Genomic DNA, 18,102 nt, shown 5'->3' with positions numbered 1-18,102 from the left:
TGTTCGTCTTTTGTTCGTCTTTTGTTCGTTCATTCATTATTTGTCTTTTCATTATCTGTCTGTCGTGCTACGCCTGCCCGTGCGGCTCGCACCGTCTTTTGTTCGTTCATTCATTATTTGTCTTTTGATTATCTGCCTGTCGTGCTACGACTACCTGTGTGACTCACACCGTCATTTGTTAGTTCATTCTCTTCCTAAAAATCGGAGTTTTTCACCATTTGTCTAATTTAAAATGAAGAGAGCTAGAGGGTTCATAGCTATATGTTTTTAGTGAGAAGTTCTACAATCTTGTTGTTCGGGAAAAATTCTTTTAACACTACCTTCAGTACCGTATAGGCGGGAATAGCCACTACCATTCCTGTTATCCCGAAAAGCGTACCACTGATAAGGGTAATGAGGAAAATCTCTAAGGCTGTAGATTTTACTGAATTAGAGAAAATAAGCGGTTGAGAGAAGAAATTATCAATAAACTGACCTATTATAAACCCTATCAACACATAGATAGTAGTAGGCAGACTTACCGTCATAAAATCGTTTTGTAGGTTGCTACTCATTGTAAGCAAAGCCATTAGTATAAAACCTATCATTGGGCCTATATAAGGAATAAGGTTCAGTAAAGCACATAAAAGGGCTATGATAAAAGCATTTTCTACTCCGAAAATAAGCAATACTATGGTGTAAATTATAAAAAGAATAGTAAGCTGTAGCATTAATCCTACAAAATAACGCGACAATAGGTTGTTTATTTTGAAAATAGAGGTTTTAAGTTTGCGTTTGCGTTTAGGAGAGAAAATAGAAAGCAATGCGATAAGTATTCTGTCACCGTCTTTCATAAAGAAGAAGGTAATAAAAAGTACCGAGAAGAATCCTACCCCAAAACTACTGATAAACGAGATAAAAGAGTTTAGGAAGTTAGGAATATCGATAAAATTCAACATCTCTTGTACTCCAAAAGAGTAATCTTCTCTCTGAAGTCCAACCTTACTGAGAGTTTGGTGGAAGAGGGCGTCGAGGTTGTCCTTTAGCAAGTCTATATTAAGGCTTGAGAGGTTCTTACCTTGCGAAATAAGCAAAGGGATAAATAAACTGAATACCCCAAGGCTCAATACCACGAACAATAACATTGTAAGAACCACACATAAGGTTCGGTTTTTTATCTTCAGCCTTTTGTAAAAAAACTGTATAAGAGGTTTGCCCATCAATGTCAGTACCAACGATACAATGAGGTAAATGATAATAGATTGTAGTAAGTAAAGGGTGTAGAGCCCTAAGGCTACCAATACAATAATCCCTACGGCACGCAATATACCATTTGCTATTTCTTTTGAGTTCATAAACGGTTTTTATATTTTACAAATATCTCTTTATTTTCTATTTCTAATTTTCTAAGTTTACTCAGTTCTAAAAAGTCTTGTTCTTTATCAATTCCTACAAACTTCCTACCTAACAAATTAGCTGCAATACCTGTAGTAGAGCTACCTGTAAAAGGGTCAAATATCCAAGCATTAGGTTTGGTAGAAGCTAAAATAAGCCTTGTAAGTACTGATAAGGGTTTTTGAGTAGGGTGTTTGCCACACGACTTTTCCCAAGGAGCAATAGCGGGGAAACGCCATACATCTTTCATTTGCTTGTTGCCATTCAGTTCTTTCATTAGTTCGTAATTGAAGTAATGAGGCGTTTTTTCTTCTTTTCTTGCCCAAATGATTTGCTCTGTAGAATGAGTAAAGTACCTACAAGAAAAGTTAGGGGGTGGATTGGTTTTCTCCCAAGTAATAATATTAAGTATTTTAAAGCCTAATTCAGTAAGTATTTGTCCTATTGAAAAGATGTTATGCATTGTACCACTAATCCAAATAGTAGCATTTTCTTTCATCACTTCGCGTACTAAAGTAAGCCATTGTCTATTAAAATCATTTACAAATGCTATCCCTTTTGGTTTATCCCAATCTCCTTTATTAACACTTACAATCTCACCATTATTTACAGTAAGCCCTCCGTTTGATAAAAAGTAAGGAGGGTCAGCAAAAACCATATCAAACTTACGATGAAACTGTGGTAACAGCTCCATCGTATCTCCGTGAAGGAGGTAGAAGGATTTGTCTTGGGATTTGAAATAGGGGGTAAGCATTTGTTATAATTTTAAAATTTCATCATACAACATTTTTCTTCCTTTTCCAGACCAATATGTAATATCTTGTTCTATGAATAACCATCTCAGAAGTTTTAAAATCAGCTCATAAGATTCTTCTATATTAGGTAAATTATTACAAAAAATAAAAGATGTATTAAATGGATCACAATTATAAATTGATTCTATTGCTTTAAGTAATGAAAGCCATTCTTTTGGAGAAAGTTTACTTTTTTTATTAGATAAATCATTAATGATAAAATTATGAGCAGGAGGTTTGTCATTACCATTTTTATAAAGGATGTGATTTTCTATATAAATAATAAAATCACATCCCTTATTTAATTTACCAGGTCTTTCAAGATATATTCTTTTTTGTCCATTATTTAGATTTTCAACGAAATATCTATACTTCTGATTTGGTTTTTCATTTATCCATATATTTAAGATATATTTTCTTAATGAAGTTTTATCATTAATATTATCAATAGAAGGGATATTTGATGAAATTGATTTATCTTGTCTAATAGCCATATTTTTTAAAATTTAATAGTTTCTTCTTTTTTTACTTTTTCAACAAACTTACTTAAGGTCGTAAGGTTATAAACACTTGGAATAGTATTGTAGGCTTCCTCTAATTTGTTTTTTGCAGAAAGCCAACCTTGTCCATCGGTTATCCAAACAAATTCGTAATTCTCATACTGATTGATTTTAGGAGCCACTTCTGAATAAGCTCTTGCAACTTCATTAAGTTTTGAACCTCCTGTATTGTAAAAATTAGTTTCTATTAAATAGATTTTTCTCTTTGTCTTAATAACGAAATCAAAACGCTTTACATCAACACCAAGACTTTCTATATCAAGAAACAAATTACTATTTACTTCCTTTTTATAATATATTCCTTCCTTGTCAAAAAGTAATGATACAGCCTTAGACATATTATCTCCTCCTCTATTTTTACGAGCATTGGTATCTAAGCCTACTTCAATTCCAAAAACATAATCTACTAAATTAGTAACCTCCTTATGTTTAAAGACTTCTGCCAATCCTGTTTCACAAATATACTCAAAAACTCTCTTGGGAGAAGTGAAATAACTATCTAATAAAACTATTTCACCATTGTTATCAAATGTCTTTGTGCCTTTGTCTTTACGCACCGCAATTAAAATATCCAGTACTTCAAATACTTTTGGATTTTCCTCATAAAGATTATTTATAGCCTTTTCTAAGTCTTCTTTTCCTATGAGATAGTTCAGTTGATTGAGTTTTATAGCTATTTTACTAACATTTCTTATAACTTTTTTGAAATCTACAAAATAATCAAGGGTTGCATTGGTTTCGCTAAGTTGTGATAGAAATGTTTTAAACTGCTCTTTCATATTTTTCAAATTGGTTGTTATTGGTAATTAATAATTCATTTAGTATCCCTCGTTTTTTAGGATTGGCATTGATACTTCTTTTGGCTAAAACTCTTCTTATTTCAAAATTGGCATATAGTTCATCAAAAAAACGATTATTTTTATCTTTTTCTCTTACGTCGGAGTTACTTAATATCCAATAGTGATTCAAATTATTGAGTTTATGGCAAAAATCTCTTAAGCGAATTTGTTCACTATCATCAAAATTATCTTTTGCATAAGCATTAAAATTAGAGGTTTCACTCAAAGGTTTATAGGGAGGGTCGAAATAAAATAAAGTATTTTCTTTGGTATAATGAATAGTTTGCTCAAAGTCTCCACAAATAATTTCTACCTTTTGCAAAGCCTTGCTTACTGCTAAAATATTCTCTTTATCACAAATCATAGGACGCTTGTAGCTACCTATAGGTACATTAAACTCATTTTTACTGTTTACTCGATACAGACCATTAAAACAAGTGCGATTTAAGAATATAAATAGAGCTGATTGCATTACCTTTTCTTCACATTTGCTATTGAATAAAGCTCTTTTTTGGTAATAGTACGCCTTTTTAGCCTCTTGCTGGTCTTCTAAAGCGTGATATTCTATTTGCAGACTATTAAGAATAGCAATTAGCTGTTCAGGATTTTCAGCAATGGTTCTATAAGTATCTATCAATTCTTTGTTAATATCATTGATAACTGCTTTTTTCATATTAGGAAACTCACTGAGCAACCAAAATAACACAGCACCACTCCCTACAAAAGGTTCTATGTAGGTGAATTTCTCTTTAAAAACAATCTTAGGTAAGTTGTTTTTAATCTGTTCTATGAGTTGTGTTTTGCCTCCTGCCCATTTCAAAAAAGGCTTGGCAATATAATTTATATTTTCTCTCATTCCTAATATATTTAGTCATTAGTTTTTTTGATGACTAATCAACCAAAAATCTAATAATACGATTGCGGTCATAGCCTCGACAATAGGTACTGCACGAGGTACTACACAAGGGTCGTGTCTGCCTTTACCTTGCATTGTTACGATGTTGCCGTGTGTATCGAGTGCGGGTTGCTCTTGCATAAGAGTAGCTACGGGCTTAAAAGCTACTCTAAAATAAATATCCATACCGTTGCTGATACCGCCTTGTATTCCGCCTGAATAGTTGGTTTGGGTAGTGCCATCGGGGTTAAAAAGGTCGTTGTGCTGGCTACCGCGCATTGCAGTACCTGCAAAACCACTGCCGTATTCAAAGCCTTTAACCGCATTGATAGAGAGCATTGCTTTGCCAAGCTGTGCGTGGAGCTTATCGAATACAGGTTCACCTAAACCTATGGGTACACCTTTTACTACACAACTTACTACCCCGCCTACGGTGTCACCCTCCTTACGAATGGCTTTGATGTAGGCTTCCATTTGTTCCGCTAAGGTAGGGTCGGGACAGCGTACGGCATTAGTTTCGGTTATTGCCAAATTGAGTTCGGTATAGGGTTTGGTAAGGGTAAGCTCACCTACACTTGATACATAAGCGGTAATTTGTACTCCTTTCAGTATCTGTTTTGCAATAGCTCCTGCTACTACTCGACAAGCTGTTTCACGCGCTGACGAGCGACCGCCTCCACGATAGTCACGTATACCGTATTTCTGTTGATATACATAATCGGCGTGGCTGGGGCGGTATACCTCGGCTATATGGGCATAGTCAGCTGAATGCTGGTTTTCGTTCTCAATGATAAAACCAATAGGAGTACCAGTGGTTTTACCGTTTAAAATACCCGAAAGAAAGCGTACCTTATCTCCCTCTTTGCGTTGCGTAACAATCGCTGACTGCCCAGGTTTTCGACGGTCGAGTTCGTGCTGTATGGCTTCAAAGTCTAAGGTTATATTAGGTGGACAGCCGTCTATAATTCCTCCTAAGGCTTCGCCGTGCGATTCACCAAAGGTCGTGAGCCTAAAGAGTGTACCTATACTATTTCCAGCCATTATAATTCTTTCATTTTGGTTACTAAGGTCTCCATAAACTTGCTGATAGGTGTCTTTACCATCATTGCCATTACGGGGTTGAAGTTGCCCTCGAAAAGTAGTTGTACCTCACTCTCATTGTTCGATACTTCCGTAATATTGGCAGTAAGCTGAAAAGGAATCTTACCTTTTGCTTCACCTAATACTAACTGACTGCTGGGAGTACTACTTTTCTTTTCTAAAGAAATTTCAGGCATTCCTTTTAGTGCAAACACAAAGGATTGCTCGCTGAGCATTTGGAACTTACTAATATTATCAGGCATCAGTCGTTCAAAATTAGCTACATTTTCTAAAAGTGCAAAGAGGTCTTTAGCACTTTTCTCTACAATTGTTTTTTTACATTCTAAGTTCAAAATAATGATTAATGTTTAATGATAAATGGTTAATTATTTTTACTTAACTAAAACTGTTTCCCAGCCGTCGTATTCGCCGTGAGTATCGAGAGCGAGGTCTATCAAGTCCCACGTATCGGGGTCGATGTTGTCTACACTATTTACTTTACTGAGGATAACGCGGTAACCTAAATCTTCATTAGGGTCTTCACCCTCTTCGGGCTCTATTTTACCTCTGTTATATACTAAAAAGCCTAAGGATTCAGCTTTTGTAATAGCACTATTCATATCCTTTTCAGTTTGGAAATACAACCAGTGTTCAATAGGGCGCTCTTGGTCGGTGTGGTCGCCTGCCTCTTCACAATGTTCTTGCAAATTACTATTGTGAATGCTTTGCATTTCGTAGATATTAGGGAAAAGAAACTCAAAGTAAATCTTCCAATCAGTATCGTCAGTAGTTTTGATTTGAGTACTATAATCAAGGTGTTTGGTTACTACTGATTGCAAGCGTTTTTCTAAATCAGAAGTATTTTCGGTATAAAAATACCACGTGATAGTGCCTTGATAAGTGACAATACCCGCTAAGATATCACTTTCATTAAGCAAAGGCATTACTTCTTCATCTTCTATCGTATAGAGGAAGTCACGTTCTCGGTTATTTGAAAAACCGTTTTCATCAGGTTCTTTTAGCTCAAAAGTAAGGCGTACGCTTTGAGGGTATTGGGTGATAGGAGCAATTTCCTCTAATCCTAAATTGAGGCGGAATACAGCGGGGTTATCTTCTAATCTGCCGATATAGACAGTCCAGTTTTCTGGAATTTGAATATTTTGCATATCATTTGTTATTAAAAAATAGGATTCTACTTAAAGGCTCTTTACAATCTTCTGTCCCATCTATTCTTATCAAAGTTGTGCTTTTTCCAGTACAACATAATTAGGAAGCCTATGAGAGCCCCTCCTACGTGTGCAAAGTGAGCGATATTACCACCAAAAATAGTAATTCCTCCCACAAATCCCATTATTAAGTCTAAGGCTACGAGTAAAGGGATAAAATAACGAGCCGCTATAGGGTAGGGGATAAAGAACAACATCAGTTTGGCATCGGGGAAGAACATTCCAAAAGCCACTAATATACCATAAATAGCACCTGAAGCGCCTACGGTAGTACTTGCGAAAGTAGACCCCATATTATTAATAGCATCGACTGAAGCCACTTCAGTCCACACGCGGGGATAAGAATTAGTATTGACAGTGTTTATTAAATCTTCCATAGTAACTCCCATACTGCCAAGAGCATCGAGGGTGTGATGTACATAGTAGTAATTTACTCCCGTATGAAGTAAGGCTGCTCCTACGCCACAAGAGAAATAGAAGAATAGAAACTTATTGCGCCCCCATATATTCTCTAAGGGAGTCCCGAATGCCCATAAAGCGTACATATTAAAGAGCAGGTGTGTAAAATCAGCGTGCATAAACATATAGCTGATATATTGCCACCAGTGAAAGTTAGGATTCTCAAAATAATGTAAGGCAAAAGAACCAACTATATTTATTTGAGGTAAAAATAGTCCTTTTTCATTCAATGCGGTAAGTATTAATACTATCGTATTGATAATAATTAGATGTAGTACTGTTTTAGATATTCTGTCCATTTTAGTCTTTAGTTATTAGTTGTTAGAGATTGGTTAATTAGCAATGTTCATAATGCTTATATTGCCTATCCAACTCGCATTTAAAATAGGTTTTCTATTTCATTTACTGAAAGGTTGTAATAAATTCGCTTTCCAAAAGGCGAAATTAATACTTCTTGACAACTAAACAAATTATTTATCAAAGTTTCTTGTTCTTCCTCACTGAGTACTTGTCCGGTTTTTACAGCTAAGCTCTTGCATAAAGCTTTAGCAAAGGCTTCTTTCTGAGTGTTTTCGGTAGAGGGTAATGCCTCTATATGCTGTTGCAAGAGTTCGTTGAAAATATTAGGAATCTCACTATCGGTAAGGTGCAGAGGAATCCCACTTACTACAATCTTGTCGGTTTCTAAGGTAAACATAAAGCCACTGCACTCAAAGAGTTCGCGCAGTTGTGCAATCACTTCCAATTCGTGTGGTGCAAAAGGCAGTTCGTAGGGGAACATCAGTTGCTGACTTGCACTATGGGTGGATTGCAGATGCTTCATAAAATCTTCGTACAAGATGCGTTGGTGCGCCCTGTTGATATTGATGATAATAAGCTCTCCTTCCAAAGTAGTTATAAGGTATTTCTTTGCCAAAGCAATGATTTTCTTACCTTGGCTTCGTGTAGGTTCGGTTTCAAAGAGAGAACTCACGATAGTTTCAGGGTTTGAAGTATTAATAGAAGATTCAATGCCCGTGTACAAACTCTCCCACGTAGGTGCTTTTTTGCTGTAAGAGCCGAAATTACTATGGCTATCACTTCCACTGCTTCGGCTTACATATTCTTCTTTAAATGGGTTGAAATTGGGGTCTACTTCTATCTTAGGAAACTCTGGGGTTTTATCCTTGTAGTTATAAGGAATATCGAAAGTAGGGTCTTTACTAAAATCGAGCGTAGGAGCAATATTAAACTGACCTAAACTGTGTTTTACTGCCGACTTCAGTAAGGCATAAATACTATGCTCTTCTTCAAACTTAATTTCGGTTTTCGTAGGGTGAATATTGATGTCGATAGTTGTGGGGTCTACTTCCAAACTGATGAAATACTCCGCCTTCTGGTCGGTGTGGATAAGACCTTCGTAAGCCGAGGCAATTGCGTGGTTGAGGTATTGATTTTTCACAAACCTATGATTGACCATCAAAAACTGTAAGTTTTTAGTCTTTGCTAAATACTCAGGTTTTACGATAAATCCGCTGATTTGCACCAAAGGTGTGTCTTCGGCGATGATAGGCACTAACTTTTCATTGGTTTTGCTTCCAAAAAGATGTACAATGCGTTGGCGGAAATTGGTAGCTGGCAGGTTGAACAGCTCGTTGCCATTGTTGTACAAAAAGAAATGAATTGCAGGGTGTGCCAAGGCAACACGGTGAAACTCATCGAGTATATGACGGAATTCCACCGTGTCTGATTTTAGAAAGTTGCGACGCGCTGGAATGTTGAAAAAGAGGTTCTTCATCGCAATACTCGTACCAGTAGGGCATACGCAGGGCTCTTGGCGCGTAATCTTACTGCCTTCGATGTGTATTTCGGTACCCAACTCGTCCTCTGGGCGCTTGGTTTGCATCTCTACGTGCGCAATTGCCACTATGGAGGCAAGGGCTTCCCCGCGGAAACCTTTAGTTTGCAAATGGAAAAGGTCTTCTGCTTTTTGTATTTTGGAGGTGGCGTGACGCTCGAAAGCCATACGCGCATCGGTAGTACTCATTCCCACACCGTTGTCAATCACCTGCACGAGGGTTTTGCCTGCGTCTTTGATGAGCAGTTTTATTTCGGTAGCACCGGCATCGATAGCATTCTCCATCAGCTCTTTGACTGCTGAGGCGGGACGCTGAATCACTTCGCCAGCGGCTATCTGGTTGGCTACGTGATCGGGGAGTAATTTTATAATATCTGACATTCTATCTATTTAGGTAAAAGGTAAAAGATAAAAGGTAAAGTGCGAGGTCGTAGCACGACGGGCAGTGTGAGCCACACAGGCAGGTGCGAGCCGCACGGGCAGTCGTAGCACGACAGGCAGATAAAGAAAAGACGAACAAAAGACGAACAAAAGACGAACAAATGACGAACAAATGACGAACAAATGACGGTGCGAGCCGCACGGGCAAATGAACGAATGACGAACAATGAACGAACAATAAGCGTATGAAAACCGAAGGAGTCTTCTATTTTAGTTGAAAAAAAGAGCTACTTTTTATGCTGTAAAACAGAAAATTTTGTTTTTCACACTTCACGCATCGGTATTTAGTTTTACTTCTTATCTGGTACAAAATTTGTGCAAATATAAAAAAAGTATTACTTTTGTGGAAAATTATTTTCAATATGAAACACTTGTTTATCTCTATATTCATAGCTATCAGCTTGTTATCTTGTGCTAAAGAACCTGTTACTAATGGCAATGAGGTATCTTTTACGGGCTCTGACTATACCGGTAACGATACCGATTTGCGCGTACGCGATTTTATTTGGAAGGGGCTTAACACGTATTATTTGTGGCAAGCCGATGTGCCTAACTTGCAAAACAACCGTTTTGGTAGTTTGGCTGATACCAAAGCAGATAAAAATAAGAGTTATACTCAATTCTTAAAGAGTTTTAGCGATCCTGAAGACCTTTTCTATAATGGGTTGCTTAATAAATATAAACAAATAGACCGTTTTAGTTATATAACAGATGATTACACTGAGCTCGAAAATCATTTTAAGGGGATTACTGCCAGTGTGGGTATAAACTACGCTTTTGGTTTTGTAGACGAAACAAAAACTAGAGTTTATGCTGTAGTGCGTTATGTAGTGCCTAAATCGGAGGCAGAACAACAAGGTTTGCAACGGGGGGACTTGATAACCACTATCAACGGGCAATCACTTAACCGTTCTAATTATCTTCAACTGTTGCAAAATACCGCTACTATTTCGTTTTCAACCTATAGAATTGTAAATGGCAAAGCAACTCCTACTGAAAAATCGTTCACATTGCACCAAGCTCAAACGCCTGAAAACCCTGTACTCATTCATAAAGTATTCAATAAGGGAGGAAAGAAAATAGCTTACCTGATGTACAATGCCTTTACAGCTGATTTTGATGAGGCACTGAACGATGCCTTTGCAGATTTTAAAGCACAGGGAGCTACTGACTTAATTCTTGATTTGCGCTACAATGGAGGAGGAAGTGTCGATTCGGCTACTTACTTAGCATCGATGATTACAGGTCAGTTTAACGGTCAGGTGTTTGCGATAGAAAAATGGAATAGCAAGTTGCAACCTTTTAAAGGGAATGAACGTGAGTATTTTACATCTAATATGGTAAAAGGTAGCCGACAGGTAGCTATCAATAGTTTGCGCCTTAATAAAGTGTACGTAATTACTTCGGACGAGACAGCTTCAGCCAGTGAATTGGTTATCAATGGTCTTAAAGCCTACATAGATGTAGTGCAAGTGGGTGAAACCACAGTGGGTAAAAACCAAGGCTCGGTGACTGTTTACGACTTTACCGATAAGCAACGAAAAGTTAAAAACCCTAAGCACAAATGGGCGATGCAACCCTTGGTAATGAAGATAGAAAACGCCAAAGGCGTAGGTGATTACGTAAATGGCTTAGAACCTAATATCCAGATTAGTGAGATTGTAAATGATTTAGGGGTATTAGGCGACGAAACTGAACCTATTTTGGCACGCACCTTACAAGAAATTACAGGGAATGTTGCCGGAAGAGCTTCGAGATCAGCGTCGAAAGAAACTTTTTACTTTAAGAAGCTTGGTACTTCTACCTCTGGCTATTTTGGCTTGAACGAAATGTACAAATGAATCGATTTTACGAACTAACTATATCTAAAATCACACAACTTACTACTTCATCGGTAATGATTACCTTTGAAGTACCTGAGTTATTGAAGAAAGTATTTCACTTCGAAGCTGGCGAATACCTTACTCTCCAACAAACGATTGGTGGAGAAAAGGTGCGTCGTGCTTATTCTATTTGCTCTGGAGTGAACGAAAGTGAACTGAGCGTAGCCGTAAAGCGCGTGCCTAATGGTGTGTTCTCTACCTATGCGACGACCCAACTCAAAGCGGGTGATGTATTAGAAGTGATGCCACCTAAGGGTTCTTTCGTATTCTTCTACGACATCTTTGGCAACCGCGATATTATGCTCTTCTCGGCAGGGAGTGGTGTAACCCCTATGATGAGCATTGCCAAAACAGCCTTGTCTAAAACGAATATCAAGGTAGTATTCGTCTATTGTAATAAGTCTAAAGAGGAAGCTTTGTTTTTTGATGAAATAGAAGCCCTCCGCATTCAGTACCCCGAACGCTTTTTAGTCCACTACGCTTTCAGTCAGCAGCCTTGGGGCGACCACTATACGGGGCGCATCAACGATAGGATAGTAAACGAGATTTTTGCTAAATACAAAGATTTCAATTGGGGGCGTTACTACGCTTGTGGCCCTACGGAATTGGTGAAAAACCTCCGTGAGATACTCTTGTTAAGAGGGATAGATAAAGACCGCATTTTTACAGAGCTTTTTGAGGCATCGCCAGCTGAGATAGATTACAGCACCCTACAAGGAAAAGTCGCCATTACTCTTGAACTTAACGGACAGACGCACTGCTTTGAGAGTGCGCGCAACCAAACCCTTCTCAGTTCGGCACTCTTACGTGGCTACGATGCACCTTACTCTTGCTTGAACGGCGTGTGTAGTAGCTGTATTGGTAGGGTAGAGGAGGGAGAAGCCAAAATGGCGAAGAATGAAACCCTCAGCGAAGAAGAAGTATCGCAAGGCTATATTCTTACTTGCCAAGCTTATGCGATGACCGATACAATAAAGGTTCGCTTTTAGTATAATGTTAATCAATTACTCATTTTAGTTTTGAAGTTGTTATTCTTTAAAGAAAGAATCTACGAACTCATATTTGTTAAAAATTTGTAAGTCGTCTATACCTTCTCCTACTCCTATGTATTTTACAGGAATCTGAAATTGGTCAGAGATGCCTATTACCACACCCCCCTTGGCGGTACCGTCCAATTTAGTAACAGCCAAAGCGGTTACTTCAGTGGCTTTGGTAAATTCTTTAGCTTGCTCAAAGGCATTTTGTCCAGTAGAACCATCGAGTACTAACAGCACTTCGTGAGGAGCATCAGGAATTACTTTTTGCATCACGCGCTTGATTTTAGAAAGCTCGTTCATTAGATTGATTTTGTTGTGCAAGCGTCCTGCCGTATCAATAATTACTACATCAGCATTTTGTTTTACCGCCGAACTAAGGGTATCATAGGCTACCGAAGCAGGGTCGCTACCTAACTGCTGTTTAATCATTGGCACTCCGGTACGGTCTGCCCACACTTGTAGCTGGTTAATCGCAGCGGCGCGGAAAGTATCAGCAGCACCTAATACTACTTTCAAGCCTTTTTTAGTAAACTGACTTGCTAGCTTGCCAATAGTAGTGGTTTTTCCAGCTCCGTTCACCCCTACAACCATCATCACATAAGGCTTTTTGTCAGTAGGTAAAGTAAAGTCTGTTGCTTCTCCTGTATGGGTTTCTGATAGAAGTCCTGCTATTTCTTCACGAAGGATAGTATTCAGTTCAGAAGTATTTAAGTACTTGTCTTTAGCCACACGAGCCTCTATACGGTCAATGATTTTAAGAGTAGTATTCACCCCTACGTCACTGGCAATAAGCACTTCTTCAAGGTCATCGAGCACCTCTTCATCTACTTTCGATTTCCCAACGAGAGCCTTCCCTAAGCGGTCAAAGAAGCTGTTTTTAGATTTCTCCAAGCCTTTATCTAAGGTTTCTTTCTTTTCTTTTGAAAAGATATTTTTCAGAAATTGCAATGCCATAGCTTATTGTATATTTTAGGATATGAGTGCAAAGGTAGTAAAAAAGTTTATATATGCAAAAAAGCCGTCTCACGACAGCTTTTTTAAATATGATAAAAATAGAGAAAATTTAATTATTTCTTCTTCAAAAATTCATCAACGAGCTCAGGAGCCATTACGCTTTCTACGAAAGTATAAGCACCTGTTTTAGGTGATTTCACCATTTTGATAGCTTTAGTATGCTTCTTAGATTTACCTTGTAAGGTTGCTACTGTTTTCTTTGCCATAATGTTTTAATTATTTAATTTCTTTATGAACAGTTACTTTCTTGAGGATAGGGTTGAACTTCTTAAGCTCTAATCTATCTGGGGTATTTTTTTTGTTTTTGGTAGTGATGTAACGTGAAGTTCCTGGTAAACCAGACTCTTTGTGCTCAGTGCACTCCAAAATAACCTGAATTCTATTTCCTTTTTTAGCCATTTTAGTATTCTTTTAAATTAGTTAATATATCCGTTACGTTCTACTTCTTTAAGCACTGCATAGATACCTTTCTTGTCGATAGTTTTAATCGCAGTTGCCGATACTTTTAGGGTAATCCAACGATTCTCTTCTGGAATGAAGAAACGTTTCGTACGGAGGTTTACATTGAATTTACGTTTAGTTTTGTTCATTGCGTGTGACACATTGTTGCCCACCAATGCTTTTTTGCCTGTTAAGTCACAAACTCTTGCCATTTTTTTCTCTATTTATTAATGTGTTATTTATATTCAGGGCGCAAAGGTATAACTATTTTTTGAAACAGCAAAACTTTTTTCTCTTTTTTCAGATTATTTTTGTGAATACTAATTTATTATATACTGTATTCCAGGTGTTTAATCGAGTTGAGATTCTTATTTATATATCTGAAAACTACTACTTTTTACACATAAAACAACCCCGTCTTCATATACCCTTCGCCGTTGCAGTATGAATTCTACTAATAACCTTCCTCTTATTTCAACCTTAGCTTTATCTTATCTTCGTTCATTGTTCGTCATTTGTTCGTCATTTGTTCGTCTTTTGTTCGTCTTTTGTTCGTCTTTTGTTCGGCTTTTTTTCGTCTTTTGTTCGTCTTTTGTTCGTCTTTTCATTATCTGCCTGTCGTGCTACGACTGCCTGTGTGGCTCGCACCGTCTTTTGTTCGTCTTTCCTATAAGCTTCTCCTAAATTAATCATTAACCATTAATCATTAAATAAGGCTTCTTTCTACATTATTTTATTCTCCCACCCCATTTGCTAATTTGCTAATTGACTCATTTACTAATTTTATCTGCCCGTGCGGCTCGCACCCGCCTGTGTGGCTCACACCGTCATTTATCATTAATTTGGTATTATTGGCATTTCTGGTATTATTAGTATTATTTGCCATTTTGCTAATTATTTGTACTTTTGTGCCCTATAATCATTTAAACAACAGTATATTCAATGAAAATAAACGATTTATTAAACATAGCACATACTTACGGTAGCCCTGTATATGTATATGATGCCCAGAGGATTGCTTCTCAATATAACCGACTTACCAATGCTTTTGCCTCAGTACCCAAGTTGCGCATCAACTATGCAATGAAAGCCCTTTCTAATATTTCTATCTTGAAATTGATGAAGGACTTGGGTGTTGGTCTCGATACCGTTTCTATTCAGGAAGTACAGTTGGGATTGCTGGCAGGTTTTGACCCTCAGCAAATTATTTTTACGCCTAATGGTGTCTCAATGGACGAAATCGAGGAGGCTATGCGCTTAGGAGTACAGCTCAACATCGATAATCTTTCGTTCTTGGAGCAGTTTGGTACACAACACCCTGAGATACCAGTGTGTATTCGTATCAATCCACACGTGATGGCAGGCGGTAATAGCAATATTTCGGTAGGGCATATCGATAGTAAGTTTGGTATTAGCATTCACCAAATACCGCATATCTTGCGTATCGTCCAGAATACAAAGATGCACATCAACGGTATTCATATGCACACAGGTAGTGATATTTTAGATATTGATGTGTTTCTTTACGCTGCCGAAATACTCTTTGAAACCGCTAAACACTTTAAGGATTTACAATTTATCGACTTTGGCAGTGGCTTTAAAGTGCCTTATAAAGAGGGAGATATACAAACCAATATAGAAGAGTTGGGCGAACGTCTCAGCAGTCGCTTTGCTGATTTCTGCAAGGAGTACGGTCGCAACCTTACATTAGCTTTCGAACCTGGTAAGTTTTTGGTAAGTGAAGCAGGCTACTTTTTAGTAAAGGTGAATGTAGTAAAGCAAACCACTTCTACGGTATTTGCAGGCGTTGACTCTGGTTTCAATCATCTTATCCGACCAATGTTCTACGGGGCTAATCATTATATCGAAAACATTTCTAACCCCGAAGGTAAGAAGCGTTTCTATTCAGTAGTCGGGTATATATGCGAGACCGATACTTTTGCCTCCAACCGACAAATAGCTGAGATTACTGAGGGCGATATATTGTGCTTTCACAATGCAGGTGCCTATTGCTACACTATGGCGAGCAACTACAATTCACGCTTGCGTCCAGCAGAAGTATTGTGGCAGAATGGGGAAGCTAAACTTATCAGAAAGGCAGAAACCTTCGAAGACTTACTAAGAGGACAGATATATTAACAATAAAAAAGGCTGTCCGAAAAGTCTTAAAATCGCATTTGCATCGCTACACTTTGCCAAAGTTTCAGATTTTGGCAAAGTTCATACTTCTTTTATTGTCTGTGTGGTTCGCACTTATTGCCTGTGCGGCTCGCACTTATTGCCTGTACAACTCGCACTATAAAAATCGGTTGTGCCAGCTATCTTCCAAAGGCACTTCCCAATTCTCTTCGTATTCTATTTTAGTATTCACCAAATTGTTGAACACTATAGTCTGTGCCGATACTGCTTTTTCTTTTACCATTTTTTTGAAATCGGCAAGGTTTTTATAGGCGATGTGTTCACCTTGACGGTAACTCACATTCATACGGTCAAGCAATGTAACGTTGTATTGGGCTTCAAGCTCTTGAATAAAGTGCGCTAAAGCATCAAGAGAACAACCTCCTACACCGTGGGCATCGGGTAATGCTCCTATAACTATAAATCGGTTATAGCGCAATTCAAATGATGATAGCAAATCCTTACCGTGCACCATCCAGTGGTTTATAAATTCTTCTAATTGTGTATGCAGTTGCTTTTGCTCTTCTTCTGTAAAGCTACGGTTGCATTGGTATACCCACACACGGGCATCATCGGGGAGTTCTTTAAAATCTCTATACACTTATCTAATGATTAATTGTTAATAATTAATTCACAGTTTGCCCCTCTCCTTGTTAGAAAGGAACGGGGTGAGGACTTACTTCTTCATCAGCCTATCCAAGTTTCTCTTGTTATCACGATCTTTAATAGTTTCGCGTTTATCGTACAATTTCTTACCGCGTACTAAGGCTATATCCATTTTAGCCAAACCTTTTTCGTTAATAAAGAGTTTAAGTGGTACAATAGTAAGCCCGCTATTTTTCACTTCTTTATTGAGTTTGCGTAGTTCTTTTTTCTGCAAAAGCAGTTTGCGTTCGCTTTTGGGGCGGTGGTTGTAATAGGTGCCAAAGTCATATGCTTCAATGGTAGAGTTGATTACGAAAAGCTCTCCTTTATCGTTAAACTCGCAAAAACTCTCAGCTATAGAAGCCTTTCCTAACCTGATAGACTTTATCTCGGTACCCACGAGCACAATCCCCGCCGTGTATTTGTCGAGGATTTCATATTCAAATTTCGCCCGTTTGTTGAGTATTTGTACTGTTTTCTGAATCATAGCACAAAAGTAGTAAATTTGTTACAGATAGCAAGCTTTTTTTAAGTTTTTTTCTACTTTTGCCAAAAATCACTCTTATGAAATACCTCTTACAACTTTTTACATTATTATCAGTGTCCTCACTTTTAGCACAGCAGAATGATTTTGTGCTCCTCAGAAGCCTTTCTGATGACTTTGTATTCGATATGAAATACGCCACCCCCGATAATTTCCTCAAACAAGCAGTATATGATTGTGGTGAGTGTTATCTCCGCAAGAGTACTGCAAAGGCTTTGGTAAAAGCTAATGAAGAGTTTAAATCGTTGGGATACCGCATTAAATTGTTCGACTGCTACCGACCGCTTTCGGTACAGAAAAAGATGTGGAAGATACTTCCAGGTACCCACTACGTAGCAAACCCCGCGAAAGGTTCTAAACACAATCGCGGGGCTGCTGTCGATCTTACCCTTGTAGATGCACAAGGCAAGGAATTAGATATGGGTACTCCTTTTGATTTCTTTGGTAAAAAAGCACATCACACTTGCACGACCCTCCCTAAAAAGGTACTTGAGAATCGCAAGTTGTTGAAGGATGTACTCAACAAATATAACTTTAAATCTATTTTCTCAGAGTGGTGGCACTATGAGTACCGCCCCGAAATGCAATCTAAAGTCGAAGACTTCCAATGGCAATGTAAATAAAATGTCTCTTCTGTCGTGCTACGACTCTTAACACACTTTGCCAAAGTTTCTAATTGCTTGTCGTACTACGACTATTTTAAGTTTTGAGGTACTTCCAAAATCTCTATACTCTTTACTCTTATAGCGTTTTGCACCAAGTGTCTTGTATATTCAGGATAAGGCTTTCCCGCTGCGGGGGCTCCCATATTACATTCACCATCAGAGCCACCTCCTCCGTTAATCCACAAATAAG

At 38.0% G+C, this 18,102-nt stretch carries 20 protein-coding genes and 1 pseudogene; 4 read left to right on the top strand and 17 right to left on the bottom strand.

Going from position 1 to position 18,102, the window contains the following annotated elements; genetic code table 11:
* Positions 1 to 257 precede the first annotated feature (257 nt).
* From HMPREF9078_RS07140 to mutL, 10 genes are all read right to left on the bottom strand, one after another.
* Positions 258 to 1,334 carry an AI-2E family transporter gene (locus HMPREF9078_RS07140; protein ID WP_009420028.1) on the bottom strand — a complete coding sequence of 359 codons (1,077 nt, stop codon included), beginning with the start codon at positions 1,332 to 1,334 and terminating at the stop codon, positions 258 to 260.
* Positions 1,331 to 2,128 carry a site-specific DNA-methyltransferase gene (locus tag HMPREF9078_RS07135; RefSeq protein WP_009420027.1) on the bottom strand — a complete coding sequence of 266 codons (798 nt, stop codon included), beginning with the start codon at positions 2,126 to 2,128 and terminating at the stop codon, positions 1,331 to 1,333. The genes HMPREF9078_RS07140 and HMPREF9078_RS07135 overlap by 4 nt, the downstream gene beginning before the upstream one ends.
* A 3-nt stretch (positions 2,129 to 2,131) precedes the next feature.
* Positions 2,132 to 2,662, bottom strand: a complete 531-nt coding sequence (locus HMPREF9078_RS07130) for a hypothetical protein (protein ID WP_009420026.1) — start codon at positions 2,660 to 2,662, stop codon at positions 2,132 to 2,134.
* A 5-nt stretch (positions 2,663 to 2,667) separates the two neighbouring features.
* Complete coding sequence (locus HMPREF9078_RS07125) at positions 2,668 to 3,507, bottom strand: type II restriction endonuclease (protein WP_009420025.1); 840 nt, start codon at positions 3,505 to 3,507, stop codon at positions 2,668 to 2,670.
* Entirely contained in the window at positions 3,491 to 4,423 is a 933-nt protein-coding gene (locus tag HMPREF9078_RS07120) for a DNA adenine methylase (protein ID WP_009420024.1), read from the bottom strand. Before HMPREF9078_RS07120 ends, HMPREF9078_RS07125 begins: the two co-directional genes overlap by 17 nt.
* Before the next feature lie 18 nt (positions 4,424 to 4,441).
* Complete coding sequence (gene aroC, locus HMPREF9078_RS07115) at positions 4,442 to 5,503, bottom strand: chorismate synthase (protein WP_009420023.1); 1,062 nt, start codon at positions 5,501 to 5,503, stop codon at positions 4,442 to 4,444.
* The gene (locus tag HMPREF9078_RS07110) at positions 5,503 to 5,895 is read right to left on the bottom strand and encodes a hypothetical protein (protein WP_009420022.1); all 393 of its coding nucleotides are present in this window, start codon (positions 5,893 to 5,895) and stop codon (positions 5,503 to 5,505) included. Before HMPREF9078_RS07110 ends, aroC begins: the two co-directional genes overlap by 1 nt.
* Before the next feature lie 39 nt (positions 5,896 to 5,934).
* Positions 5,935 to 6,708, bottom strand: coding sequence for a DUF695 domain-containing protein (locus HMPREF9078_RS07105; protein ID WP_009420021.1), 774 nt, complete (start codon positions 6,706 to 6,708; stop codon positions 5,935 to 5,937).
* Between the two features lie 41 nt (positions 6,709 to 6,749).
* Positions 6,750 to 7,526: a rhomboid family intramembrane serine protease gene (locus HMPREF9078_RS07100; RefSeq protein ID WP_009420020.1), complete on the bottom strand. Its 777-nt coding sequence runs from the start codon at positions 7,524 to 7,526 to the stop codon at positions 6,750 to 6,752.
* 80 nt (positions 7,527 to 7,606) lie between these two features.
* Positions 7,607 to 9,445: a DNA mismatch repair endonuclease MutL gene (mutL, locus tag HMPREF9078_RS07095; protein WP_009420019.1), complete on the bottom strand. Its 1,839-nt coding sequence runs from the start codon at positions 9,443 to 9,445 to the stop codon at positions 7,607 to 7,609.
* 422 nt (positions 9,446 to 9,867) lie between these two features.
* On the opposite strand from mutL, the gene HMPREF9078_RS07090 reads away from it, so the two are divergent.
* Together HMPREF9078_RS07090 and HMPREF9078_RS07085 are read left to right on the top strand one after the other, a co-directional pair.
* On the top strand, positions 9,868 to 11,346 hold the full coding sequence (locus tag HMPREF9078_RS07090) for a S41 family peptidase (RefSeq protein WP_009420016.1): 1,479 nt from the start codon (positions 9,868 to 9,870) through the stop codon (positions 11,344 to 11,346).
* A complete protein-coding gene (locus HMPREF9078_RS07085) occupies positions 11,343 to 12,377 on the top strand; it encodes a ferredoxin--NADP reductase (protein ID WP_009420015.1) in 1,035 nt (344 codons plus the stop codon). The genes HMPREF9078_RS07090 and HMPREF9078_RS07085 overlap by 4 nt, the downstream gene beginning before the upstream one ends.
* Before the next feature lie 39 nt (positions 12,378 to 12,416).
* Here HMPREF9078_RS07085 and ftsY read toward each other — a convergent pair whose 3' ends face one another.
* From ftsY to rpmB, 4 genes are all read right to left on the bottom strand, one after another.
* The gene (gene ftsY, locus HMPREF9078_RS07080; protein WP_009420014.1) at positions 12,417 to 13,379 is read right to left on the bottom strand and encodes a signal recognition particle-docking protein FtsY; all 963 of its coding nucleotides are present in this window, start codon (positions 13,377 to 13,379) and stop codon (positions 12,417 to 12,419) included.
* A gap of 113 nt (positions 13,380 to 13,492) precedes the next feature.
* Positions 13,493 to 13,645 (bottom strand): DUF4295 domain-containing protein, encoded by a 153-nt coding sequence (locus HMPREF9078_RS11670; protein WP_002672546.1) that lies wholly within the window; start codon positions 13,643 to 13,645, stop codon positions 13,493 to 13,495.
* A gap of 10 nt (positions 13,646 to 13,655) precedes the next feature.
* Complete coding sequence (rpmG, locus tag HMPREF9078_RS07075; RefSeq protein WP_002672545.1) at positions 13,656 to 13,838, bottom strand: 50S ribosomal protein L33; 183 nt, start codon at positions 13,836 to 13,838, stop codon at positions 13,656 to 13,658.
* A gap of 17 nt (positions 13,839 to 13,855) precedes the next feature.
* On the bottom strand, positions 13,856 to 14,092 hold the full coding sequence (gene rpmB / locus HMPREF9078_RS07070; RefSeq protein ID WP_002672544.1) for a 50S ribosomal protein L28: 237 nt from the start codon (positions 14,090 to 14,092) through the stop codon (positions 13,856 to 13,858).
* Between the two features lie 730 nt (positions 14,093 to 14,822).
* Between rpmB and lysA the strand changes: the two genes are divergently transcribed.
* Positions 14,823 to 16,019 carry a diaminopimelate decarboxylase gene (gene lysA / locus HMPREF9078_RS07065; protein ID WP_009420011.1) on the top strand — a complete coding sequence of 399 codons (1,197 nt, stop codon included), beginning with the start codon at positions 14,823 to 14,825 and terminating at the stop codon, positions 16,017 to 16,019.
* 157 nt (positions 16,020 to 16,176) lie between these two features.
* Here lysA and HMPREF9078_RS07060 read toward each other — a convergent pair whose 3' ends face one another.
* Together HMPREF9078_RS07060 and smpB are read right to left on the bottom strand one after the other, a co-directional pair.
* Positions 16,177 to 16,659: a hypothetical protein gene (locus HMPREF9078_RS07060; protein ID WP_009420010.1), complete on the bottom strand. Its 483-nt coding sequence runs from the start codon at positions 16,657 to 16,659 to the stop codon at positions 16,177 to 16,179.
* A 75-nt stretch (positions 16,660 to 16,734) separates the two neighbouring features.
* Positions 16,735 to 17,190, bottom strand: a complete 456-nt coding sequence (smpB, locus tag HMPREF9078_RS07055) for an SsrA-binding protein SmpB (RefSeq protein ID WP_009417836.1) — start codon at positions 17,188 to 17,190, stop codon at positions 16,735 to 16,737.
* Positions 17,191 to 17,267: 77 nt separating this feature from the next.
* Here smpB and HMPREF9078_RS07050 point away from each other — a divergent pair, with 77 nt between their 5' ends.
* Positions 17,268 to 17,870: a M15 family metallopeptidase gene (locus tag HMPREF9078_RS07050; RefSeq protein WP_009420009.1), complete on the top strand. Its 603-nt coding sequence runs from the start codon at positions 17,268 to 17,270 to the stop codon at positions 17,868 to 17,870.
* Between the two features lie 71 nt (positions 17,871 to 17,941).
* Here HMPREF9078_RS07050 and HMPREF9078_RS12170 read toward each other — a convergent pair.
* A pseudogene (locus HMPREF9078_RS12170) lies at positions 17,942 to 18,102 on the bottom strand (glycosyl hydrolase family 5); the annotation flags it as partial.

The organism is Capnocytophaga sp. oral taxon 380 str. F0488 (assembly GCF_000318255.2).
Classification (GTDB): Bacteria; Bacteroidota; Bacteroidia; order Flavobacteriales; family Flavobacteriaceae; genus Capnocytophaga; species Capnocytophaga ochracea.
The sequence above is the reverse complement of the archived record's forward strand: the minus strand, read 5'-3'. Positions and strand labels throughout refer to the sequence as shown.